General features: G+C 60.1%; 18 protein-coding genes. 10 read left to right on the top strand and 8 right to left on the bottom strand.

Going from position 1 to position 19,659, the window contains the following annotated elements:
- Positions 1–29 precede the first annotated feature (29 nt).
- Positions 30–632, bottom strand: coding sequence for a Yip1 family protein (locus ACYZUA_RS24355; protein WP_095132452.1), 603 nt, complete (start codon positions 630–632; stop codon positions 30–32).
- 467 nt (positions 633–1,099) lie between these two features.
- On the opposite strand from ACYZUA_RS24355, the gene ttcA reads away from it, so the two are divergent.
- Positions 1,100–1,924, top strand: a complete 825-nt coding sequence (gene ttcA / locus ACYZUA_RS24350) for a tRNA 2-thiocytidine(32) synthetase TtcA (RefSeq protein ID WP_461960926.1) — start codon at positions 1,100–1,102, stop codon at positions 1,922–1,924.
- 131 nt (positions 1,925–2,055) lie between these two features.
- The gene (locus tag ACYZUA_RS24345; protein WP_056743285.1) at positions 2,056–2,730 is read left to right on the top strand and encodes a DNA-3-methyladenine glycosylase I; all 675 of its coding nucleotides are present in this window, start codon (positions 2,056–2,058) and stop codon (positions 2,728–2,730) included.
- A 99-nt stretch (positions 2,731–2,829) separates the two neighbouring features.
- Here the strand turns inward: ACYZUA_RS24345 and ACYZUA_RS24340 are convergent, their stop codons facing one another.
- The 3 genes from ACYZUA_RS24340 to arsC are packed head-to-tail and all read right to left on the bottom strand — an operon-like array spanning position 2,830 to position 4,203.
- The gene (locus ACYZUA_RS24340) at positions 2,830–3,255 is read right to left on the bottom strand and encodes a DUF2069 domain-containing protein (protein WP_461960925.1); all 426 of its coding nucleotides are present in this window, start codon (positions 3,253–3,255) and stop codon (positions 2,830–2,832) included.
- A 1-nt stretch (position 3,256) separates the two neighbouring features.
- On the bottom strand, positions 3,257–3,853 hold the full coding sequence (gene wrbA / locus ACYZUA_RS24335) for an NAD(P)H:quinone oxidoreductase (RefSeq protein WP_461960924.1): 597 nt from the start codon (positions 3,851–3,853) through the stop codon (positions 3,257–3,259).
- Positions 3,850–4,203 carry an arsenate reductase (glutaredoxin) gene (gene arsC / locus ACYZUA_RS24330; RefSeq protein ID WP_461960923.1) on the bottom strand — a complete coding sequence of 118 codons (354 nt, stop codon included), beginning with the start codon at positions 4,201–4,203 and terminating at the stop codon, positions 3,850–3,852. Before arsC ends, wrbA begins: the two co-directional genes overlap by 4 nt.
- Positions 4,204–4,317: 114 nt before the next feature.
- Between arsC and ACYZUA_RS24325 the strand changes: the two genes are divergently transcribed.
- The gene (locus tag ACYZUA_RS24325; RefSeq protein ID WP_461960922.1) at positions 4,318–4,785 is read left to right on the top strand and encodes a TlpA disulfide reductase family protein; all 468 of its coding nucleotides are present in this window, start codon (positions 4,318–4,320) and stop codon (positions 4,783–4,785) included.
- Between the two features lie 230 nt (positions 4,786–5,015).
- Here the strand turns inward: ACYZUA_RS24325 and ACYZUA_RS24320 are convergent, their stop codons facing one another.
- The 3 genes from ACYZUA_RS24320 to ACYZUA_RS24310 form a co-directional block, all read right to left on the bottom strand.
- The gene (locus ACYZUA_RS24320; protein ID WP_046046491.1) at positions 5,016–5,420 is read right to left on the bottom strand and encodes an META domain-containing protein; all 405 of its coding nucleotides are present in this window, start codon (positions 5,418–5,420) and stop codon (positions 5,016–5,018) included.
- The gene (locus ACYZUA_RS24315; RefSeq protein ID WP_461960921.1) at positions 5,420–5,854 is read right to left on the bottom strand and encodes a hypothetical protein; all 435 of its coding nucleotides are present in this window, start codon (positions 5,852–5,854) and stop codon (positions 5,420–5,422) included. Before ACYZUA_RS24315 ends, ACYZUA_RS24320 begins: the two co-directional genes overlap by 1 nt.
- A gap of 77 nt (positions 5,855–5,931) precedes the next feature.
- Positions 5,932–6,924, bottom strand: a complete 993-nt coding sequence (locus tag ACYZUA_RS24310; RefSeq protein WP_461960920.1) for a 2-hydroxyacid dehydrogenase — start codon at positions 6,922–6,924, stop codon at positions 5,932–5,934.
- Between the two features lie 115 nt (positions 6,925–7,039).
- Between ACYZUA_RS24310 and ACYZUA_RS24305 the strand changes: the two genes are divergently transcribed.
- Positions 7,040–8,143 carry an IS110 family RNA-guided transposase gene (locus ACYZUA_RS24305; RefSeq protein ID WP_461959558.1) on the top strand — a complete coding sequence of 368 codons (1,104 nt, stop codon included), beginning with the start codon at positions 7,040–7,042 and terminating at the stop codon, positions 8,141–8,143.
- A gap of 470 nt (positions 8,144–8,613) precedes the next feature.
- Here ACYZUA_RS24305 and ACYZUA_RS24300 read toward each other — a convergent pair whose 3' ends face one another.
- Positions 8,614–11,367: a response regulator gene (locus ACYZUA_RS24300; protein WP_461960919.1), complete on the bottom strand. Its 2,754-nt coding sequence runs from the start codon at positions 11,365–11,367 to the stop codon at positions 8,614–8,616.
- Positions 11,368–11,581: 214 nt separating this feature from the next.
- On the opposite strand from ACYZUA_RS24300, the gene ACYZUA_RS24295 reads away from it, so the two are divergent.
- The 6 genes from ACYZUA_RS24295 to relA all read left to right on the top strand — a co-directional run bounded on the left by ACYZUA_RS24295 (position 11,582) and on the right by relA (position 19,658).
- On the top strand, positions 11,582–12,304 hold the full coding sequence (locus tag ACYZUA_RS24295; protein WP_461960918.1) for a response regulator transcription factor: 723 nt from the start codon (positions 11,582–11,584) through the stop codon (positions 12,302–12,304).
- On the top strand, positions 12,291–13,721 hold the full coding sequence (locus ACYZUA_RS24290; RefSeq protein WP_461960917.1) for a histidine kinase sensor domain-containing protein: 1,431 nt from the start codon (positions 12,291–12,293) through the stop codon (positions 13,719–13,721). Before ACYZUA_RS24295 ends, ACYZUA_RS24290 begins: the two co-directional genes overlap by 14 nt.
- Positions 13,722–13,905: 184 nt before the next feature.
- A complete protein-coding gene (locus ACYZUA_RS24285; RefSeq protein ID WP_461960916.1) occupies positions 13,906–14,928 on the top strand; it encodes a PDDEXK nuclease domain-containing protein in 1,023 nt (340 codons plus the stop codon).
- A gap of 108 nt (positions 14,929–15,036) precedes the next feature.
- Positions 15,037–15,939, top strand: coding sequence for a cysteine synthase CysM (cysM, locus tag ACYZUA_RS24280; RefSeq protein ID WP_461960915.1), 903 nt, complete (start codon positions 15,037–15,039; stop codon positions 15,937–15,939).
- Positions 15,939–17,291 carry a 23S rRNA (uracil(1939)-C(5))-methyltransferase RlmD gene (gene rlmD, locus ACYZUA_RS24275; protein WP_461960914.1) on the top strand — a complete coding sequence of 451 codons (1,353 nt, stop codon included), beginning with the start codon at positions 15,939–15,941 and terminating at the stop codon, positions 17,289–17,291. Before cysM ends, rlmD begins: the two co-directional genes overlap by 1 nt.
- A 123-nt stretch (positions 17,292–17,414) precedes the next feature.
- Entirely contained in the window at positions 17,415–19,658 is a 2,244-nt protein-coding gene (relA, locus tag ACYZUA_RS24270) for a GTP diphosphokinase (RefSeq protein ID WP_461960913.1), read from the top strand.
- Position 19,659 lies beyond the last annotated feature (1 nt).

Genomic DNA, 19,659 nt, shown 5'->3' with positions numbered 1-19,659 from the left:
GCAGATCTTGTTTTTGGGTGAAAGTGTTGCTAGTTCGTGTAGACCGGCCCCACGCCGAGTCCCCAGACAATTACTGTGAACGCCATGATGGCCACCAGCACCACCAGGCCTACAGCAAGCACCGAACTTGAAAACAGAAATCCCTCGTCTGATGGAATGTTCATGAAAGTGGGTAGCCCCACATACAGCAGGTACACCGTGTAGCAGATGGCCGCGGTGCCGACGATCATGCCAAGCCACATGTGTGGGTACAGCGCCGCCAGACCGCCGATAAACAGCGGTGTCGCGGTATAGGTCGCAAATGCAACGCAGCGTGCCAGACTCGGATTGGCGTCATAGGTACGAGCCATCCAGTGGATGAACGCGCCCATTACCGCCACACCGCCGAGCATCGCCAGGTACGACATGACCGTCATCCATATCGCGCTCTCCACCGTCAGCATCACCGGTGCGCGACTGCCAATGACCCAGCCGACCTGAGTGGTGCCGATAAACGCGGATATCGCGGGGATCGCCGCCAGTATCAGGGTATGAGTGAGATACATGTGGCTGATGCTTTCCTCCTGGTCGCCACGAATCTCTTTCCATTCTTGGTCAGGGTGGGTGAAGAGCCCCACTACGTGATGGATCATGCCAGTCACTCCTCTTGTTTTTACCGTCGCCCCCCAGTGGAGCGCCTACGGGCCAAAGTGGCCGAGTAAGGAAAGGTCTGGATATGTGTGCGACCTTATGTCGCAGTATAGAAAGGTCTTAACGGCGCAGGTTGCAGGGCTTTAGAGCAAATTGCGCTGTAAAAACGCCTGTTAATCGCCGCAGGGTCTGTTGGAACGGTTTGAGGACGTAACGCAACTTGTAGCAGCTGGCGAAGCCTGCGTTCGGCGGCGCAGCCGTCGTAAACCAGCCACCTCGGTGTGTCAGGTAAACCGCATAGGTCGGATTGACGACGGCTTCGCCGCCGAACGCAGGCTTCGCCAGCTGCTACGAAGGATGCGTCGGCGCATAATTTTTTTGGGAAATCCGGCATTCATCGGGCTCTTCGCCGACGACGCGTTTTTGCGTAAAATGCTGGCCTTTCGTCACACCTCACGGATTTCGCGTCATGGGCACTCTTACGGTCAACCAGAACAAGCTGCAAAAGCGCCTTCGCCGCCAGGCCGGTGAGGCTGTTGCCGATTTCAACATGATTGAAGACGGCGACAAGGTCATGGTCTGCCTGTCCGGTGGCAAGGACAGCTACACCATGCTCGACGTGCTGATGCACTTTCAGAAGGTCGCCCCGATCAAGTTCGAGATCGTGGCCGTGAACATGGACCAGAAGCAGCCGGGTTTTCCTGAGCATGTGCTGCCGGCCTACCTCAAAGCGCTGGGGATCGAGTACCACATCGTCGAGAAAGACACCTATTCGGTGGTCAAGGAGCTGATCCCGGAAGGTAAAACCACCTGTTCGCTGTGCTCGCGTCTGCGTCGCGGCACGCTCTACACCTTTGCCGACCAAATCGGCGCGACCAAGATGGCCCTCGGTCATCACCGCGACGACATCGTCGAGACCTTTTTCCTCAACATGTTCTTCAACGGTTCGCTCAAAGCCATGCCGCCGAAGTTGCGCGCCGATGATGGCCGCAACGTGGTGATCCGCCCGCTGGCCTACTGCAACGAAAAAGACATCCAGGCCTACGCGGACTTCAAGCAATTCCCGATCATCCCGTGCAACCTCTGTGGTTCCCAGGAAAACCTGCAACGCCAGGTGGTCAAGGACATGCTTCAGGAGTGGGAATTCAAGACGCCGGGCCGCACCGAAAGCATTTTCAGAAGCCTGCAGAACGTGATCCCGTCGCAATTGGCGGACCGCAACCTGTTCGACTTCACCAGCCTGCGCATCGATGAAACCGCCGCGTCGCGATTCGTCAACGTAGTAAACCTCTAAACACAATCACTGTGGGAGCCAGCCTGCTGGCGATAGCGGTGGGTCAGGCACATCATTGTTGACTGACCCACCGCTATTGCCAGCAGGCTGGCTCCCACATGAGTCTATTCACTTACTCATCAGGAGAGGGCATGCGCGATTACAAGTGGCTGCACGAATACTGTCTGAACCGCTTCGGTTCAGCGGCTGAACTGGAAGCCCATCTGCCCGTTCCGAAAACCCCGGCGCAACTGCGCAAGATCAGCGACGACCGCTACCTCTCGACCATGGCGCTGCGCGTCTTCCGCGCCGGGCTCAAGCACAGTCTGGTGGACGCCAAATGGCCGGCGTTCGAAGAGGTGTTCTTCAAGTTCGACCCTGAGAAAGTCGTGCTGATGAGTGCCGAGCACCTTGAGCGTTTGATGCAGGACGCGCGGATCATTCGTCACCTGGGCAAACTCAAGAGCGTGCCGCGCAACGCGCAGTTCATTCTGGATGTGGCGCATGAGAAGGGCAGCTTCGGCGCGTTGATCGCCGATTGGCCGGTCACGGATATCGTTGGGTTGTGGACCTACCTGAAAAAACGCGGTCATCAATTGGGCGGGTTGTCGGCGCCGCGGTTCTTGCGCATGGTCGGCAAGGATACGTTTGTGCCGAGCTACGACGTGGTCGCGGCGTTGAATGCGCAGAAGATCGTCGACAAGGTGCCGACTAGCCTGCGGGATCTGGCGTTGGTACAGGATGTGTTTAACCAGTGGCATGAACAGAGTGGCGGGCGAGCGATGAGCCAGATTTCGATGATGCTGGCCTACACCGTGAACCATTAAGACCTAGTCGCGGCAATCGCCAGCAGGCTGGCTCCCACAGGGGTTTTGTGAACGACCCAGATCCAATGTGGGAGCTAGCCTGCTAGCGATTGCAATCGGTCAGGCGACGGAAATCTCACCTTCACCCGCCAGTTTTCGGTTCAACTGAAACCGCCACCGCACATACAGCAGCGCCGAGCAGAACACCGCCAGGCTCGCGCCCATTTCCAGCAAACCAAACAGCTGCCGGTTCGGGTCATACGCTGCCAGTGCGCCCTTGATGAAATACAGGTTCACCACAAAGCACATCCATGAATGCCCGCGGGCGCTGCCGGTGATCATCCCCGGCGCCAACAACAGCAGCGGCACCAGTTCGATCAACAGAATCACCCACGGCCGGGCGCCGTGCAGGTCGGCGATCACCAGGTAGTAAGCGCACAGCAAGCCCACCAAACCGAAGTAACACAGCAGGCTGATGACGCGCATCGCTCGGACCCGGGGTTCGAGCCATTCGATGGAGGGCAAAATCTTCGGCTTTTTGGCCACGTCAGTTCCCCAGTTTCTGTGCAGTCTTCGCCAAGCGCAGGCCCAAGGCCCGGCACAGCGCGACTTCATGTTCATTCAAGCCGCTTTTGCCATCGGCCCCGGCGTGATGACTGGCGCCGTAAGGCGTGCCGCCGCCACGGGTTTCCAGCAGGGCCGATTCGCTGTAAGGCAGGCCGGTGATCAGCATGCCGTGGTGCAGCAATGGCAACATCATCGACAGCAGTGTGGTTTCCTGGCCGCCATGCAGGCTCGCGGTGGAGGTGAAAACGCCAGCCGGTTTGCCCACCAGCGCGCCGGTCAGCCACAGGTTGCTGGTGCCGTCGAGGAAGTACTTGAGCGGCGCCGCCATGTTGCCGAACCGGGTCGGGCTGCCCATGGCCAGGCCCGCGCAGTTCTTCAGGTCGTCGAGGCTGGCGTACAGCGCACCTTCGTCCGGAATATCGGCTGAAACGGCTTCGCACTCGGTGGAAATCGGCGGCACCGTGCGCAGGCGCGCTTCCATCCCTGACTGCTCGACGCCACGGGCAATCTGCCGGGCCATTTCATTGGTCGAGCCGCTGCGGCTGTAATACAGAACCAGAATGTACGGCGCACTCACGGCAGCAACTCCAGCACATTCTCCGGCGGACGGCCGATGATGGCTTTGTCACCGACTTCCAGAATCGGTCGCTCCATGAGTTTCGGGTTGGCGGCGATGGCGGCAATCAATTGCGCCTCGCTCAGGCTGCTGTCGGCCAGGTTGAGGGTTTTGTATTCGTCCTCACCGGTGCGCAGCAGTCGCCGGGCGCTGATGCCGAGCTTTTTCAGCAGGCCGTGGATTTGCGCGGTGTCCAGCGGTGTTTCCAGATAGCGGACCACCGTCGGGGTCAGGCCACGGGCTTCGAGCAGTTCGAGCGCACCGCGGGATTTCGAGCAGCGCGGGTTGTGATAAAGCGTCAGATCGGTCATGTGCGGTTCGCATCTTGCGTAAGGTGACGGCTATTCTAACTGTGCAGCGCGTAATCCAGAACCTTGGGAGGCGATGGGTCGCAGGTGCATTCAATTTTGAACAAGGAATACGACATGACTAGGCGACTGGCAGCGGCATTGGCGATCATCGGTACGTTATTGCTGGGGGGCTGTGGTAACGACTATGGCACTGACCAGAGCGGCCAGAAAGTCGCCGCCGAACGTCTGGACAAACAATGGCTGGTGCTCAATTACTGGGCTGAATGGTGCGGGCCGTGCAGGACCGAGATCCCGGAATTGAACGCCTTGGCTGATCAGCTAAAGGCCAAGAACATTGGTGTGTTCGGGGTCAACTTCGACAATGTGCAGGGTGAAGAGCTGAAAAGCGCCAGCGAGAAGTTGGGCATCAAGTTCACCGTGCTGGCCTCTGATCCGGCCGATCTTTTTGAGTTGCCACGCAGCGAGGCGTTGCCGGTGACTTACATCATCGATAACAAGGGCAAGGTACGGGAGCAGCTGATGGGGGAGCAGACGGCGGCGGGGGTGATGGCGAAGTTGGAGGCGTTGCAGGCGAAGAATTGAAGGGGAAGGGGATCTGAGTTCTGTGTTGAGCTTCAGATCCACCCCTCACCCCAGCCCTCTCCCCACGGGGGAGAGGGGGAAAGGGAGCCGATCGAGGCCTTTTCAAAACCTGAGTTCGACTCGATTGTCCCGGTCGCAGAATGTATAAAAAACCACTCGCTCAGTTCCCTCTACCTCTGGGCGGTCCGACGTTTCGGGAGGGCTAGGGTGAGGGCTGGCGATCTAACGGATCAACCCTCTTCAAGCCACCAACGCAACGGCTTGCCTTCCGCCGGCCAGAAGCGCATCTGGTCGATCGGCGAGATGTCCCAGCGCTGAACGTTTTCCAACGCCTGGAGGAAACGCTTTTCCTGCTCCATCAATGCCGGCGCACACAGTTTACGGGTGCTGCCGACCTTGCCGAAGCTCAGCTTGTCGCCTTCCAGGGTGTACGGCGCGAACCAGTGGTTGCAGCCGCCGTTGCCGTAGGCCCGACCGTCTTCACCGAGGGTGACGGTCAAGTGGCTGTAATCCATCAACGGACGTTCGCCGATCCACTCCAGAATGTAGCTGCGATTGTGTTCAAGTTGCACCGGCTCGGCGGCGCAGCCCAGCAGGCTGGCGCCAACCATCGCGGTCAGAGCGAGGCGTTTCATCACGCGGGCTCCCGGCATTTCGGGCACAGGTGCTTCTCGCCAACCGCGGTCCAGCCCAGTTCGGCGATCCGAGCAGTGGCAGCAGGCTTTTCAGCCTTGTTGCCCAGCTTGGCGTCGACCGCGAACTCGAAGCTCAGCTCTTTGGCGCAGCTGTCGCAGTTGACTTTCCAGGTATGGATCGCCAGTTCGCCGAACACCGGACCACTGGCCACCGCGACCCATTGGCCTGGCGGATTGATCAAGTGGCGAACCGTTTCGACGGTCAGGCGCATGGACAAGTCCTTGGCGCCTTTGAGGGTCACTACCAACACGTCGTTGTTACGAATCGAGCCGCCGTTGCCGGTGACTTGATAACGCCCCGGCACAAGGGCGCGGCATTCGGTGAGGGTGTGTTGCGGGTTCATCAGGCTATAGCGGAAATCGTGTTCGACCATGGGTCCTCCAAATATGCGCGGCATGCTAGCACGGACATCAGCGCAGCATTGCGCGGCCGTATGACCTTCGATCTGGTTCAGTCACCCTTTACCAGATTCGCTGGCGCGCCTGCCGCCCAGGCGGCGATGTTCTGCAGGGTGGTCGCGGCAATCGCGCCCAAGGCCTCGCGGGTCAGGAAGGCCTGGTGAGCGGTGATGATCACGTTCGGAAAGGTCAGCAGCCGCGCCAGCACATCGTCCTGCAGCGGCAGGTCGGAACGGTCCTCGAAGAACAGCTGCGCCTCCTCTTCATACACATCCAGCCCCAGATAACCCAGCTGACCGTCCTTCAACGCATCGATCAGCGCCGGCGTGTCCACCAGACCACCTCGTCCGGTGTTGATCAGCATCGCACCCACTTGCATGTGTGCCAGGGACTCGCGATTGATCAAATGTTTGCTTTGTTCGTTGAGCGGGCAGTGCAGGCTGATGATCTGCGACTCGGCCAGCAGTTGCGGCAGGCTCAGGTAACGGGCACCGAGGGCTTCGACTTGCGGGTTGGGGAAGGGGTCGTACGCCAACAATTGGCAGCCAAAGCCGTTCATGATGTTCGCGAAGGTCGCGCCGATCTGCCCGGTGCCGACCACGCCGACGGTCTTGCCCACCAGGTCGAAGCCGGTCAGCCCGTGCAGGCTGAAATCCCCTTCGCGCGTGCGGTTGTAGGCGCGGTGCAGGCGTCGGTTGAGCGCCAGGATCAGCGCCACGGCATGTTCCGCCACCGCGTGGGGCGAGTAGGCGGGGACCCGCGCAATCGCCAGTCCCAGACGCTTCGCCACCGCCAGATCGACATGGTTGTAACCGGCCGAGCGCAGGGCGATCAGGCGCGTGCCGCCCGCGACCAGGCGTTCGAGCACCGGCGCGCTGAGGTCATCATTAATGAAGGCACAGACCACTTCGTGATGCTCGGCCAGCGCCACCGTATCAAGGCTCAGTCGCGCCGATTGGAAGTGCAGTTCAATGCCGGCCGGTAGCTCGGCACTGAGAAAACTGTCGCGGTCGTAGGTCTGGCTGCTGAAAAGAATCGTGCGCATGCGGTCCTCCATTTGACTCGGTCACGCTTTATGTAATTGAATGGACTCGCCCACGCCGAGGCGTCAATGCGCCACGGTGGCAGTCTAAACAGCCAACGACAGCGAGGGCGAGTCCATGAAAAAGCATACTTCGATTGATCAATCCTTGTCTTCTGCCGATTTATCGGCCTGCACTACCGTGGCGGTCGACCTGGCCAAGCATGTTTTCCAGCTCGCCGGCGAAGACGCCCTCGGCAAGGTGCATTATGAGCAGCGGATCAAGTCGCGCGAGGCGTTCTATGAGTTTCTCCGCCAGCTGCCGCCTCATGTCGTGGTCCTGATGGAGACCGGCCCGGGCGCTCAAGCTTGGGCCCGGCAGCTGCAGGATCAAGGCAACCTGGCGCGGATCCTTCCTGCCGGTCTGGTGGCCAAGCATCGCAGCGGCCCTAAAAATGATCGTAACGATGCGCTGGCAATCCTGCGTGCCGGTCGCGACGAAAAGATCTGCGCAGTGCCGGTCAAAAGTGTCGCAGCGCTGGCCATGCAGGCACTGCATCGCGCTCGTCAAGGTTACGTGCGTCGCCGCACCGCCGTGAGTAATCAGATGCGCGGCCTGCTGCTGGAGCACGGGATTGCGCTGGCACAGGGCGACGTCGCGATCAGCCAGAGAATCCCGCGGATATTGGAGGATGCCACCCAGCCGGTGCCTGCCCTGTTGCGCGAGCTGATCGACGAACTGCTGGCCGAGTGGCGCCATTTGGGCGAGCGCATCAACGTCCTGACGGGACGCCTGGAAGTGGCCGCGAACGCCGACAATACAGCCAAACGGTTGATGACCGTGCGCGGTATCGGCCCCATCACCGCTACGGCGCTGGTGGCCAAGGAAACCAAGCCGGAGCGCTTTGCCGATGCTCGCATGTTCGCCGCGTACTTCGGCATGGTCCCTGATCAGCACAGCAGCGGGAAGACGATTCAACTGGGGGACATGACCAAGCGAGGCGATAGCTATTTGCGCAGCCTGATGATCCAGGGTGCCCACGCGGTATTGCAGCAGTTGCGACCTGATTCCCAACAGCCCGACGACCGCCGTTTGTTGCGCTGGATGAGCCGATTGGGCCGCAAGGACGCGGCGGTCAGGTTGGCCAATCGCAACCTGCGCATCGTCTGGGTGCTGTTACAGAATGACCAGACTTATCGTCGCCAGCCCGCCGACGGCCAGCAAGCGACGATGAGCCACTGATCCACCGAGTTCTGCCACCGAGGTACCTACTGACCAACCTGTTGCTGAAAAAACATTGACCCCTGGTAAGACCGGCGTGGATAGATGCCTAAGCTGCTAGTGGCCTTCGAGGCCTGACTGTAATCGGCATGCCACGAGCTCTTCCAATTTTGGCCAGAAGCCGACGACGGCTTCCTCGAGTAGGCCTAATACATAGATGCAACGGGGCGGCAGTTTTTTTAAAAGCGGGTAGACAGTGGGGGCGAGTCCATACATAGCAGCTGGCGAAGCCTGCGTTAGGTTCGGGCCGCGTTCGGCTGCGAAGCAGTCGTAAACCCGGTGTGCACGGTTTTCCTGAAACACCGTGGTTGAATGGTTTCACGACTGCTGCGCAGCCGAACGGGGATAAATCCCCTCGCCACAGGGCTTCGTCAGCGGCTACAGAGTCCGGTGAGCTTAGCGCGATGGTGTTTCGGCGCCGTTGCGCTGCATCAAGCGTTGATACGGGCATGGGCGGCCAGGCGATTGATGGCCCGGTCAAGGTCTTCCAGTGCGCTGGGGGCTTTGGGGTCCTGTTGCTTGAGCAGGGTTTCGCTGCGCTGGCAGGCTGCGCGCAGTTGCGGGACACCGCAATAACGGGTCGCGCCATGCAGGCGATGGACGCGCTCGATCAGGGCGTTGTGGTCGTTGTTTTCTCGGGCGAAGCGAATCGCCTCGCGGTCGGCTTCCAGCGATGCCAGCAGCATTGCCAGCATGTCCGCCGCCAGATCAGCCTTGCCGGCGGCCAGACGCAAACCTTCTTCGTGATCGAGCACCTGCAACTCAAGACCGCCACCGTGGCTGTCGCTGGAGCGTTCGGGCCCATGATTGCGCAGCGCCAGGCCGGTCCACTTCAGCACCACTTGGGCCAGTTGCCGTTCGCTGATCGGTTTGGTCAGGTAGTCGTCCATGCCGCTTTGCAGCAGCGCACGCTTTTCGTTGGCCATGGCGTGAGCGGTGAGGGCAACGATCGGCAGCGGCGTGCAATGCCGTTCACTTTCCCACTGGCGAATCGCTTCAGTACTTTGCCGCCCGTCCATGCCGGGCATCTGAACGTCCATCAGCACCAGGTCGAAGGTTTCGGTCTGCACTGCCTTGACCGCCGCGTAACCGCTTTCCACCGCGAGGACTTTGGCGCCCATGTCTTCGAGCAGGGTTTGCACCAGCAGCAGGTTCGCCGGATTGTCGTCGACACACAGCACTTTTGGCGCACGGCTGGACACCGGTTCGCCGGGTTCGCTGCGTTGCTGACGCGGGTTGACCAGGTCGGACAAGGCCCGCCGCAGCTTGCGGGTGCAGGCCGGTTTGGCCTGGAGCTGGCTGTGCGGGTTGGGCACCGAGAGGTGGAACAGCGTCTGTTCGGTGGTCGGGCACAACACCAGCACCTTGCAGCCCAGGTGTTCGAGGTCCCAGATGTGCTGATTGAGGCGCTCTGGCGGCATGTCGTTGCTGGTGATGCCGAGCACCGCCAGGTCGATCGCCTGATCGGTTTGATGCGCGCCGGTCACGCCATTGGTCAGGCTTTCCAGCGTATTGAACGGGGTGACTTCGAGGCCGCAGTCTTCCAGTTGATGCTGCAATGCCTGACGGGCCAGTTCGTGGTTTTCCAGCACTGCCACCCGACGTCCGAGCAACGGCGGACCGGGCAGGTCTTCGGCATCGTCGCGGGTTTTGGGCAGGCTCAGGCTGATCCAGAATTCCGAGCCTTCGCCGGGTGTACTGTCGACGCCAATTTCGCCGCCCATCTGTTCGATCAGACGTTTGGAAATCACCAACCCCAGACCGGTGCCGCCCGGTTGCCGGGATAGCGAATTGTCAGCCTGGCTGAAGGCCTGGAACAAGGCGCGCACGTCCTGGTTCGACAGCCCGATGCCGGTGTCCTGAATGCTGATGCGCAGTTGCACGCTGTCTTCGTGCTCTTCCTCGAGCATGGCCCGGGCGACAATGGTGCCTTCGCGGGTGAACTTGATCGCGTTGCTGACCAGGTTGGTGAGGATCTGCTTGAGCCGCAGCGGATCACCCACCAGCGACAGCGGCGTATCGCGGTAAACCAGGCTCACCAGCTCCAACTGTTTGGCGTGGGCGGCCGGGGCGAGGATGGTCAGCGTGTCCTGGAGCAGGTCGCGCAAGTTGAACGGAATATTGTCGAGCACCAGTTTGCCGGCCTCGATTTTCGAGAAGTCGAGAATCTCGTTGATGATTCCCAGCAGGCTGTCGGCGGATTTTTCGATGGTGCCCAGATAGTCGAGCTGGCGTGGGGTCAGCTCGCTTTTTTGCAGCAGATGCGTGAAGCCGAGAATGCCGTTGAGCGGCGTGCGGATTTCATGGCTCATGTTGGCCAGGAACTCGGATTTGATCCGGCTGGCTTCAAGGGCTTCCTTGCGCGCCAGGTCCAGTTCGATGTTCTGGATTTCGATGGTTTCCAGGTTCTGACGCACGTCTTCGGTGGCCTGGTCGATGCTGTGCTGCAATTCTTCCTGCGCGTTCTGCAGGGTGCCGGCCATGCGGTTGATGCCGGACGCCAGTGTGTCCAGCTCCTGGCTGCCGAGGGGCGGCAGGCGGGTTTCCAGATGTCCGTCCTTGAGCTGCGCCACCGCTTGCTTGATCTGACTCAGCGGCCGATTGATGCTCCGACCCATGCGCAACGCCAGCAACGCCGCACCGGCCAGGCCTGCGCCGATCAGCAACAGGCTGGCGAACAGGCTGCGATAACCGCGCAGCAGCATGCCGTTGTGGGACAGTTCAAGTTCGACCCAGCCCAGCAGGCGGTCGGCTTCGTCCGGAATCAACTCGCCGGCCAGATTGCGGTGCTTGCCGAACACCGGCAGCAAGTAACGCGTCGCGTCATTGCCGCTGCGGCGCAGCATCTGCGAAGTGTTGCCGATCGGCGCCTGATTGAGCATGGTCGGGCCGGCATGGGCCAACAGGGAACGGTCGGGCGCGAGGAATGACACGGCGCGAACGTCCGGTTGTTCGAGGGATTGGGTGGCAATGCGTTCCAAAAGCTCGGTGTTCTTGTGGCCCATGGCCGGGGCCACCAGGGGCGCCAGCTGTTCGGCGATCATCTCGCCACGCTGCATGAGCTGGGTTTGCAGGTCGGATTGCTGCATCCAGGTGAAATAGCCGCCCAGAACCAAGGCCATCAGGCTGGTCGGCAACAGGGTCAGTAATAACACGCGGCCTTTAATTCCCAGTTTCTTGAGCACGCATCTCTCCTGCATCCAGCGATTTAATGACCTGCACGTACGTCCAGCACGCGCCACCTGCGCAGTGTAGCGATTTGCAGGCGGGCCATCTTCGTAAAATTGATGTCGGCATTCGTCGGCCGAATCGCCACTTTTACCTCACGGGCAAACCTTGTGTTGCCCGCAGCGAGGCAATCTTGAATAATCGCCAACTGAGAATTATTTGCAGATAGTCATGACTCCCATCACTGCTGGCCATCCTCGTATCCTTTCTATAGAAGACGACCTCGTACTCGGTGCTTATGTTCATGAGCACCTGGGACGCTGCGGTTTTCAGGTGACCTGGTGCCAGAACGGGCTGGAAGGCTTGACCATCGCCCGCCAGCAAGCCTTCGATGTGGTGCTGATGGATATTCTGCTGCCGGGCCTGGACGGGCTGAATGTGCTGACACAGTTGCGCCAGAGCCATTCCACCCCGGTGGTGCTGATGTCGGCGCTCGGTGCCGAGGCGGATCGCATCAGTGGTTTTCGGCTGGGCGCCGATGATTACCTGCCCAAACCTTTCAGCGTGGTCGAGTTGCGGGTGCGCATCGAAGCCATCCTGCGGCGTGTCGCGCTCGACCGCCGGCCAGCGCCGGCACCGATTGCCCCTTCGGCGGACAGCCTGCGTTTCGACGATGAGTGCTGTGATGTCTTTTATGGCAAACATGCGGCCGGCCTGACCCGCAGCGAATACCGCTTGCTGGAAACGCTGAATCGCAATGGCGATGAAGTGCTGAGCAAAGCCTTCCTGTATCAGCATGTATTGCAGCGCGGTTATGCGCCCCATGACCGCAGCCTCGACATGCACATAAGCCAGATCCGTCGCAAGCTCAAGGCCGTCGGTTACTTCGAGCGCGAAGTGCGCACGGTGTGGGGCAAGGGTTACGTATTGAGTGCTGTCGATGAAGTGGACTGATTTGCCGGGCAGGCATTCGCTGTTCTGGAAACTGGCGTGTTTATTGGTGGCGTTCTGTCTGCTGATGATCTGGCTCAGTTGGTCCTGGGGGCGCTACATGGAACAGAAAAACCTGTTCCTGTCCGATGAGGCCCGGGGCACGTTGACGCGCTACGCCGCCGAGGCCGAGCAGGCGTGGAATCAGCGCCAGAGAGCAGGCGTCGATGCCTGGCTGCAGAGCGTTAGCCAGCGCGAGTCGACATGGGTCGGTGTGATTGGCGGCGATTTGCAGTCATTGAGCCGTTACCCGCTGACGGAAAAAGAAACCCGGCGTCTGACCTTTTTACGCGGTCTGGATTGGCCGACGAGTCGCCACACCAAAGGCCTGCCGTGGTTGAGGGTGCCTTTTCCCAACGATCCGTCCGTTGGCAGTCTGGTGATCGAACTGCCCCAGCGTTTCGTGCCCGGCCGTTACCGGGTGTTCTGGCGAGTGATCACCAACGGGGTGATTCCCGGGCTGTTCACCTTGCTGCTGTGCGTCGGTCTGTATCGGTTGCTGGTCGTGCCTTTGAACAGTCTGCGCGAACAGGCCAATGCCTGGCGTGCCGACCAATTGAACGTGCGGTTGTCGAGCCGCATCACCAACCGCCCGGATGAGCTGGGTGAACTGGGCCGGGCCTTCGATCACATGTCCGAGCGCCTGCAAAGCACGGTGGCCCTGCAACAACAACTGCTGCGCGACCTGTCCCACGAATTGCGCACGCCACTGAGTCGCCTGCGGGTGGCCAGCGAAAGCGAGCAGGGGTTGACGCAATTGCGCGAGCGCATTGGTCGAGAAGTCGATGGCATGCAGCGTCTGGTGGAAGACACTCTGCAACTGGCGTGGCTTGACACCGAGCGCGCGCCGCTGCCCGACGAATCAATCCAGATTCAGGCGTTATGGGAAATGCTCACGGAAAATGCCTGCTATGAAAGTGGCTGGCCGGCGAGCCAGTTGCAGTGTGCGGTGGAATCGTCCTGCTGGGTGCGCGGCCATCTCAATACGTTGGCTCAAGCGCTGGAAAACATCCTGCGCAATGCCATTCGTCATTCACCGCAGGGCGGCGTTGTACGCCTTGGGGGGCAGCGCGATGGCGACTTCTGGCATGTGTGGCTGGAAGATGAGGGCGGCGGGGTGGCTGAGGCGGATCTTGAGCGGATCTTCTCGCCGTTCATTCGACTCGATGGCTCGCGGCCGGGGGATGGTGGGTTCGGGTTGGGGTTGAGCATTGCGAGGAATGCGGTGCAGCGGCAGGGCGGGAGTTTGTGGGCTGAGAACACTGAGACCGGGTTGCGGCTGAATATGCGGTTGGTCGCAGAGGTCGATGGCGTGAGTGACGACGCTATCGCGAGCAGGCTCGCTCCCACAGGGAATGTGTGTCGGTCACAAATGGCGTGATCAATACCGTTCCCCATGTGGGAGCGAGCCTGCTCGCGATAGCGTCGTCACTGACACCACCATTCTGATTTTGCCGGAGCGTTCCCGTTATTTTGTACGACCTTTCCTAAAGGGTATTGCCGACACCTTAAGCCTGACTTGACGGAATAGACTCGCGTTTTTCCTCGGCCTCCAGGAGTTCGGCATGAATGCATCCAGCGTCCCCGGCAACGCAGCCGACGACCGTTTCAATGAAGTGCTTGCGCTGATTCACAGTGCCAAGCAGCAGGCCATGCAGGCGGTGAATACCCAGTTGATCGAGCTGTATTGGCAGGTGGGTGCTTACATCAGTCGCAAGCTGGAACAGGCTGAGTGGGGCGATTCTGTGGTCAGCCAACTGGCTGAGCATCTGGCTCACACTCAACCTGGGTTGCGCGGGTTTACCCGGTCGAACTTGTTTCGTATGCGCCAGTTCTATGAGACTTATCACGCTGAAGAGAAAGTCGCACCACTGGTGCGACAATTGTCCTGGTCGCACAACCTGATCATTTTCAGCCAGAGTAAACGGCCGGAAGAGCGGGAGTTCTACGTCCGTTTGGCCGTTCAGGAAAAATGGTCGAAGCGCGAACTGGAGCGTCAGTTCAAGACCGCACTGTTCGAACGAAGCGTGACCCAACCAGCAAAAATCTCAGCAGTGCTGAGACAAGCCCACCCGGCAGCGCTTGAGATATTCCGCGACGCCTACATGCTCGAATTTCTCGACCTGCCGGGTGGCCATGCCGAAACTGATCTGCATAAAGGGTTGATGGCGCGCCTCAAAGAATTCCTGAGCGAGCTCGGCCGCGATTTCTGCTTTATCGGTTCTGAGTATCCGCTTCAAGTGGGTGGGTGTGATTTTGCCCTGGATCTGCTGTTCTTCCACCGTGGCCTTAATTGTCTTGTAGCCATTGAGCTGAAGGTCGGTCGTTTTAAACCGGAGTATTTGGGCAAGCTGAACTTCTATTTGGAAGCGCTGGATCGCAAGGAGCGCAAACCCCACGAAAACCCGGCCATTGGTGTATTGCTTTGCGCCAGCAAGGATAACGAGGTGGTCGAGTACGCCCTTAACCGCAGCCTGTCGCCAGCGTTGATCGCTGAATACCAGGTCCAGCTACCGGACAAACAGTTGTTACAGGCCAAGTTGCATGAGTTCTATGCATTGAATGTCAGGCAAGGCGAAGAGTATTGATCCAGCCCCTTATTCCCATAAACCATAAGCACCATACTTTGCGTGATATGGCCTTCGAAGGTTTGCCGGTATGATAAGCGCCCCCGCAGTCTGGATTGCGAATACGCCATGACCTTGCAGTACCCAACCATTGCCGATTGCGTCGGCAACACTCCGCTGGTCCGTTTGCAGCGTCTGCCTGGCGCCACCAGCAATACCCTTTTGCTCAAGCTTGAAGGGAATAACCCGGCGGGTTCGGTCAAGGACCGTCCGGCGCTGTCGATGATCACCCGCGCTGAATTGCGCGGGCAGATCCACGTCGGCGATACGCTGATCGAAGCGACCTCGGGTAACACCGGGATCGCCCTGGCGATGGCCGCCGCGATCAAGGGTTACAAGATGATCCTGATCATGCCGGACAACTCCAGCGCCGAACGTAAAGCCGCCATGACGGCGTATGGCGCCGAGCTGATTCTGGTCACCCAGGAAGAGGGCATGGAAGGCGCCCGCGACCTCGCCCAGCGAATGGAAGCCGAAGGCCGCGGCAAGGTGCTGGATCAGTTCGCCAACGGCGACAACCCGCAAGCGCACTACGCCACCACCGGCCCGGAAATCTGGCGTCAGACCGAAGGCACCATCACCCATTTCGTCAGCTCCATGGGCACCACCGGTACCATCATGGGCGTCTCGCGCTACTTGAAAGAGCAGAACGAGAACGTGCAGATCATCGGTCTGCAACCGATGGAAGGCTCGGCGATTCCGGGCATCCGTCGCTGGCCGCAGGAATACCTGCCGAAGATCTACCAGGCCGAGCGCGTGGACCGGATCGTCGACATGGCGCAAAGCGAAGCCGAAGACGTGACCCGTCGTCTGGCCCGCGAAGAAGGCATCTTCTGCGGCGTGTCCTCGGGCGGTGCGGTGGCAGCGATGCTGCGTCTGTCCAAAGAAGTTGAAAACGCGGTGATCGTCGCGATCATCTGCGACCGTGGCGACCGTTACTTGTCGACCGGCATTTTCGACGCGGCCAACTGATGGCCAAGCAAGAGAGAGGCCTGCGCTTCCAGCCCACCGGCGGCAGCAAGGCCCCGCAAATTCCGACCGGCAAAAAGCAGCGCTTGAGTATCGAGCGCCTGGCTAATGACGGTCGCGGTATCGCGTTTTTTGAAGGTCGCACCTGGTTCGTCATCGGCGCATTGGCCGGTGAAGAAGTCGAAGCACGTGTGTTGGGTGCCCACGGCAAAGTGGTCGAGGCGCGCACCGAACGGGTGTTCCAGGCCAGCGAACTGCGCCGCCCGGCACCGTGTCCGCATGCCGGTCGCTGTGGCGGTTGCAGCGTGCAACATCTGCCGCACAACGAACAACTCGCCCTGAAACAGCGCATGCTCGCCGAACAATTGTCGAAGGTCGCCGGTGTCGAACCCGAAGAATGGGCCGCGCCGTTGAGCGGTCCGGAATTCGGTTACCGGCGTCGTGCCCGGGTAGCGGTGCGCTGGGACATGAAGGCGAAAAAACTCGAAGTCGGTTTCCGCGCGGCTGGCAGTCAGGACATCGTTGCGATCAACGAATGCACGGTGCTGGTACAGCCCTTGCAGCCGATCATGACCCGCTTGCCGGAGATGTTGCGGCGCTTGAGCAAACCTCAGGCGCTGGGGCATGTGGAATTGTTCAGCGGTTCGTCGTTGGCGGTGTTGTTGCGGCACATGGCGCCGCTGTCCGACGCCGACATGACGATCCTCAAGGATTTCTGCGCCTTCCATGAAGCCCAATTGTGGTTGCATGGTAACGGCGAACCGCAACCGGTCGAGGCTGACCAGTCGTTGGGTTATCGACTTGAACAGTGGGATTTGAACCTGGCGTACCGTCCGGGGGATTTCATCCAGGTCAACGCCGGGGTCAACGAAGCGATGATCGCTCAAGCGCTGGAGTGGCTGAAGCCGACAGCGGATGAGCGAGTTCTCGATCTATTCTGTGGTTTGGGTAACTTTGCCTTGCCGCTGGCCAAGGTCGTTCGTGAAGTGGTGGCGGTGGAAGGTGTGCAGGCGATGGTCGAGCGGGCAGCCGCGAACGCTGCTAGCAACAATCTTCATAATGCGAAGTTTTTTCAGGCCGATTTATCCCAGCCTTTGGCCGATGCCGAATGGGCGCGTGAAGGCTTTTGTGCGGTACTCTTGGACCCACCGCGTGACGGTGCTTTCGAGGCAGTGCGCAAGCTTGCGTCCCTGGGCGCCAAACGGTTGGTGTATGTGTCGTGCAATCCGGCAACGCTGGCGCGCGATACGGTCGAATTGATCAAGCAGGGCTACCGGTTAAAACGTGCCGGGATTCTCGATATGTTTCCTCAGACGGCACATGTCGAGGCCATGGCGTTATTTGAAGCGAGCTAGGACGGCTCGTCTGGTCCGACTGGCCCGCCCGTGCAGCCGCGTACCGGCCCTGATGTGGGCGCACGGGCAACGAAGGTCAGCGATTTGACGCATTGAATTTGCGTCGTAGGGAAGGTAAGCAAGATGGTACAGGTGAGAGCACACCAGCCGATCAACACCGACGGCAGTATCAATCTCGAGGCTTGGCTCGATCACGCGGTCAGTGTCGATCCGGCACTGGATCGCGAAGCCTTGAAGGAAGCCTGCGAGTTCGCTCGACAGGCCGAACAACAAGCCAATGCGGCAAAAAACCTGTGGTCCGAAGGGACTTCCAGTTTCCGCACGGGCCTTGAGATCGCCGAGATTCTCGCCGACCTCAAACTCGATCAGGATTCGTTGGTTGCCGCGATCCTGTATCGCGGCGTGCGCGAAGGCCAGATTGAATTGCCGGCGATCAGTCAGCGCTTCGGTCCGGTGGTCGCCAAACTCATCGACGGCGTGTTGCGCATGGCGGCGATCAGCGCCAGCCTCAGCCCCCGTCAATCCCTGGTGCTGGGCACGCAGGGCCAGGTCGAAAACCTGCGCAAGATGCTGGTCGCCATGGTCGACGACGTTCGCGTTGCGCTGATCAAACTGGCCGAACGCACCTGTGCGATTCGTGCGGTAAAAACCGCCGATGACGAAAAACGCAACCGCGTCGCCCGTGAAGTCTTCGACATCTACGCGCCTTTGGCTCACCGTCTCGGTATCGGTCATATCAAGTGGGAACTGGAGGACTTGTCCTTCCGTTACCTTGAGCCCGATCAGTACAAGCAGATTGCCAAGTTGCTGCATGAGCGGCGTCTGGATCGCGAGCGTTTCATCGCTGACGTGATGAGCCAACTGAAGAATGAGCTGACCGCGACCGGCGTCGATGCCGACATCAGCGGCCGTGCCAAACACATCTATTCGATCTGGCGCAAAATGCAGCGCAAGGGTCTGGAGTTCAGCCAGATCTACGACGTGCGCGCGGTTCGCGTGCTGGTGCCGGAAATGCGCGACTGCTACACCGCGCTCGGTATCGTCCACACCCTGTGGCGGCACATCCCGAAAGAGTTCGACGACTACATCGCCAACCCGAAAGAGAACGGCTACCGCTCGCTGCACACCGCGGTGATCGGCCCCGAGGGCAAGGTGCTGGAAGTGCAGATCCGCACCCATGCGATGCACGAAGAAGCCGAGCTGGGGGTTTGCGCGCACTGGAAGTACAAAGGCACCGACGTCAAATCCGGCTCCAACCACTACGAAGAGAAAATCTCCTGGCTGCGTCAGGTTCTCGAGTGGCATGAAGAGCTGGGCGATATTGGTGGCCTGGCCGAACAGCTGCGGGTCGATATCGAGCCGGACCGGGTCTACATCTTCACCCCGGACGGTCACGCCATCGACTTGCCGAAGGGCGCGACACCGCTGGACTTCGCCTACCGCGTGCACACCGAAATCGGTCACAACTGCCGTGGCGCGAAGATCAACGGGCGCATCGTTCCGCTCAACTACAGCCTGCAAACCGGTGAACAGGTCGAGATCATCACCAGCAAACACGGCACCCCGAGCCGCGACTGGCTGAACCCGAACCTGGGTTACATCACCACCTCGCGGGCGCGGGCGAAGATCGTTCACTGGTTCAAATTGCAGGCGCGCGATCAGAACGTCGCCGCCGGTAAAACCTTGCTGGAGCGCGAACTCAACCGCCTCGGTCTGCCAGCGGTAGATTTCGACAAGTTGGCCGAGAAGGCCAACATGAAAATCGCCGAAGACATGTTCGCCGCGTTGGGCGCAGGCGATTTGCGTCTGGCACAGCTGGTGAACCTGGCGCAGCAACTGGTTGAACCGGAGCGCGGCAACGAACAGCTGGAACTGATTCCACGCAAGGCCACCGGTTACAAACCGGGCAAGCGCGGCGACATACAGATTCAGGGCGTCGGTAACCTGATGACCCAGATGGCCGGCTGCTGCCAGCCGCTGCCGGGGGATGCGATCGTCGGTTACATCACCGTGGGCCGCGGCGTGAGTATTCACCGTCAGGACTGCGCCTCGGTGCTGCAACTGGGCGGGCGCGAGCCCGAGCGGATCATCCAGGTCAGCTGGGGCCCGGTGCCGGTGCTCACCTATCCGGTGGACATCATCATCCGTGCCTACGACCGGTCCGGTTTGCTGCGTGACGTTTCGCAAGTGCTGCTCAACGAGCGGATCAACGTGCTGGCGGTCAACACCCGCTCGAACAAAGAGGACAACACCGCGTTGATGTCCCTGACCATCGAGATTCCGGGACTGGATGCGCTGGGGCGGTTGCTGGGGCGGATTTCCCAGTTGCCTAACATCATCGAAACCCGCCGAAACCGGACGCCGTGAA

Source organism: Pseudomonas sp. LS2P72, from assembly GCF_054897865.1.
The sequence above is the reverse complement of the archived record's forward strand: the minus strand, read 5'-3'. Positions and strand labels throughout refer to the sequence as shown.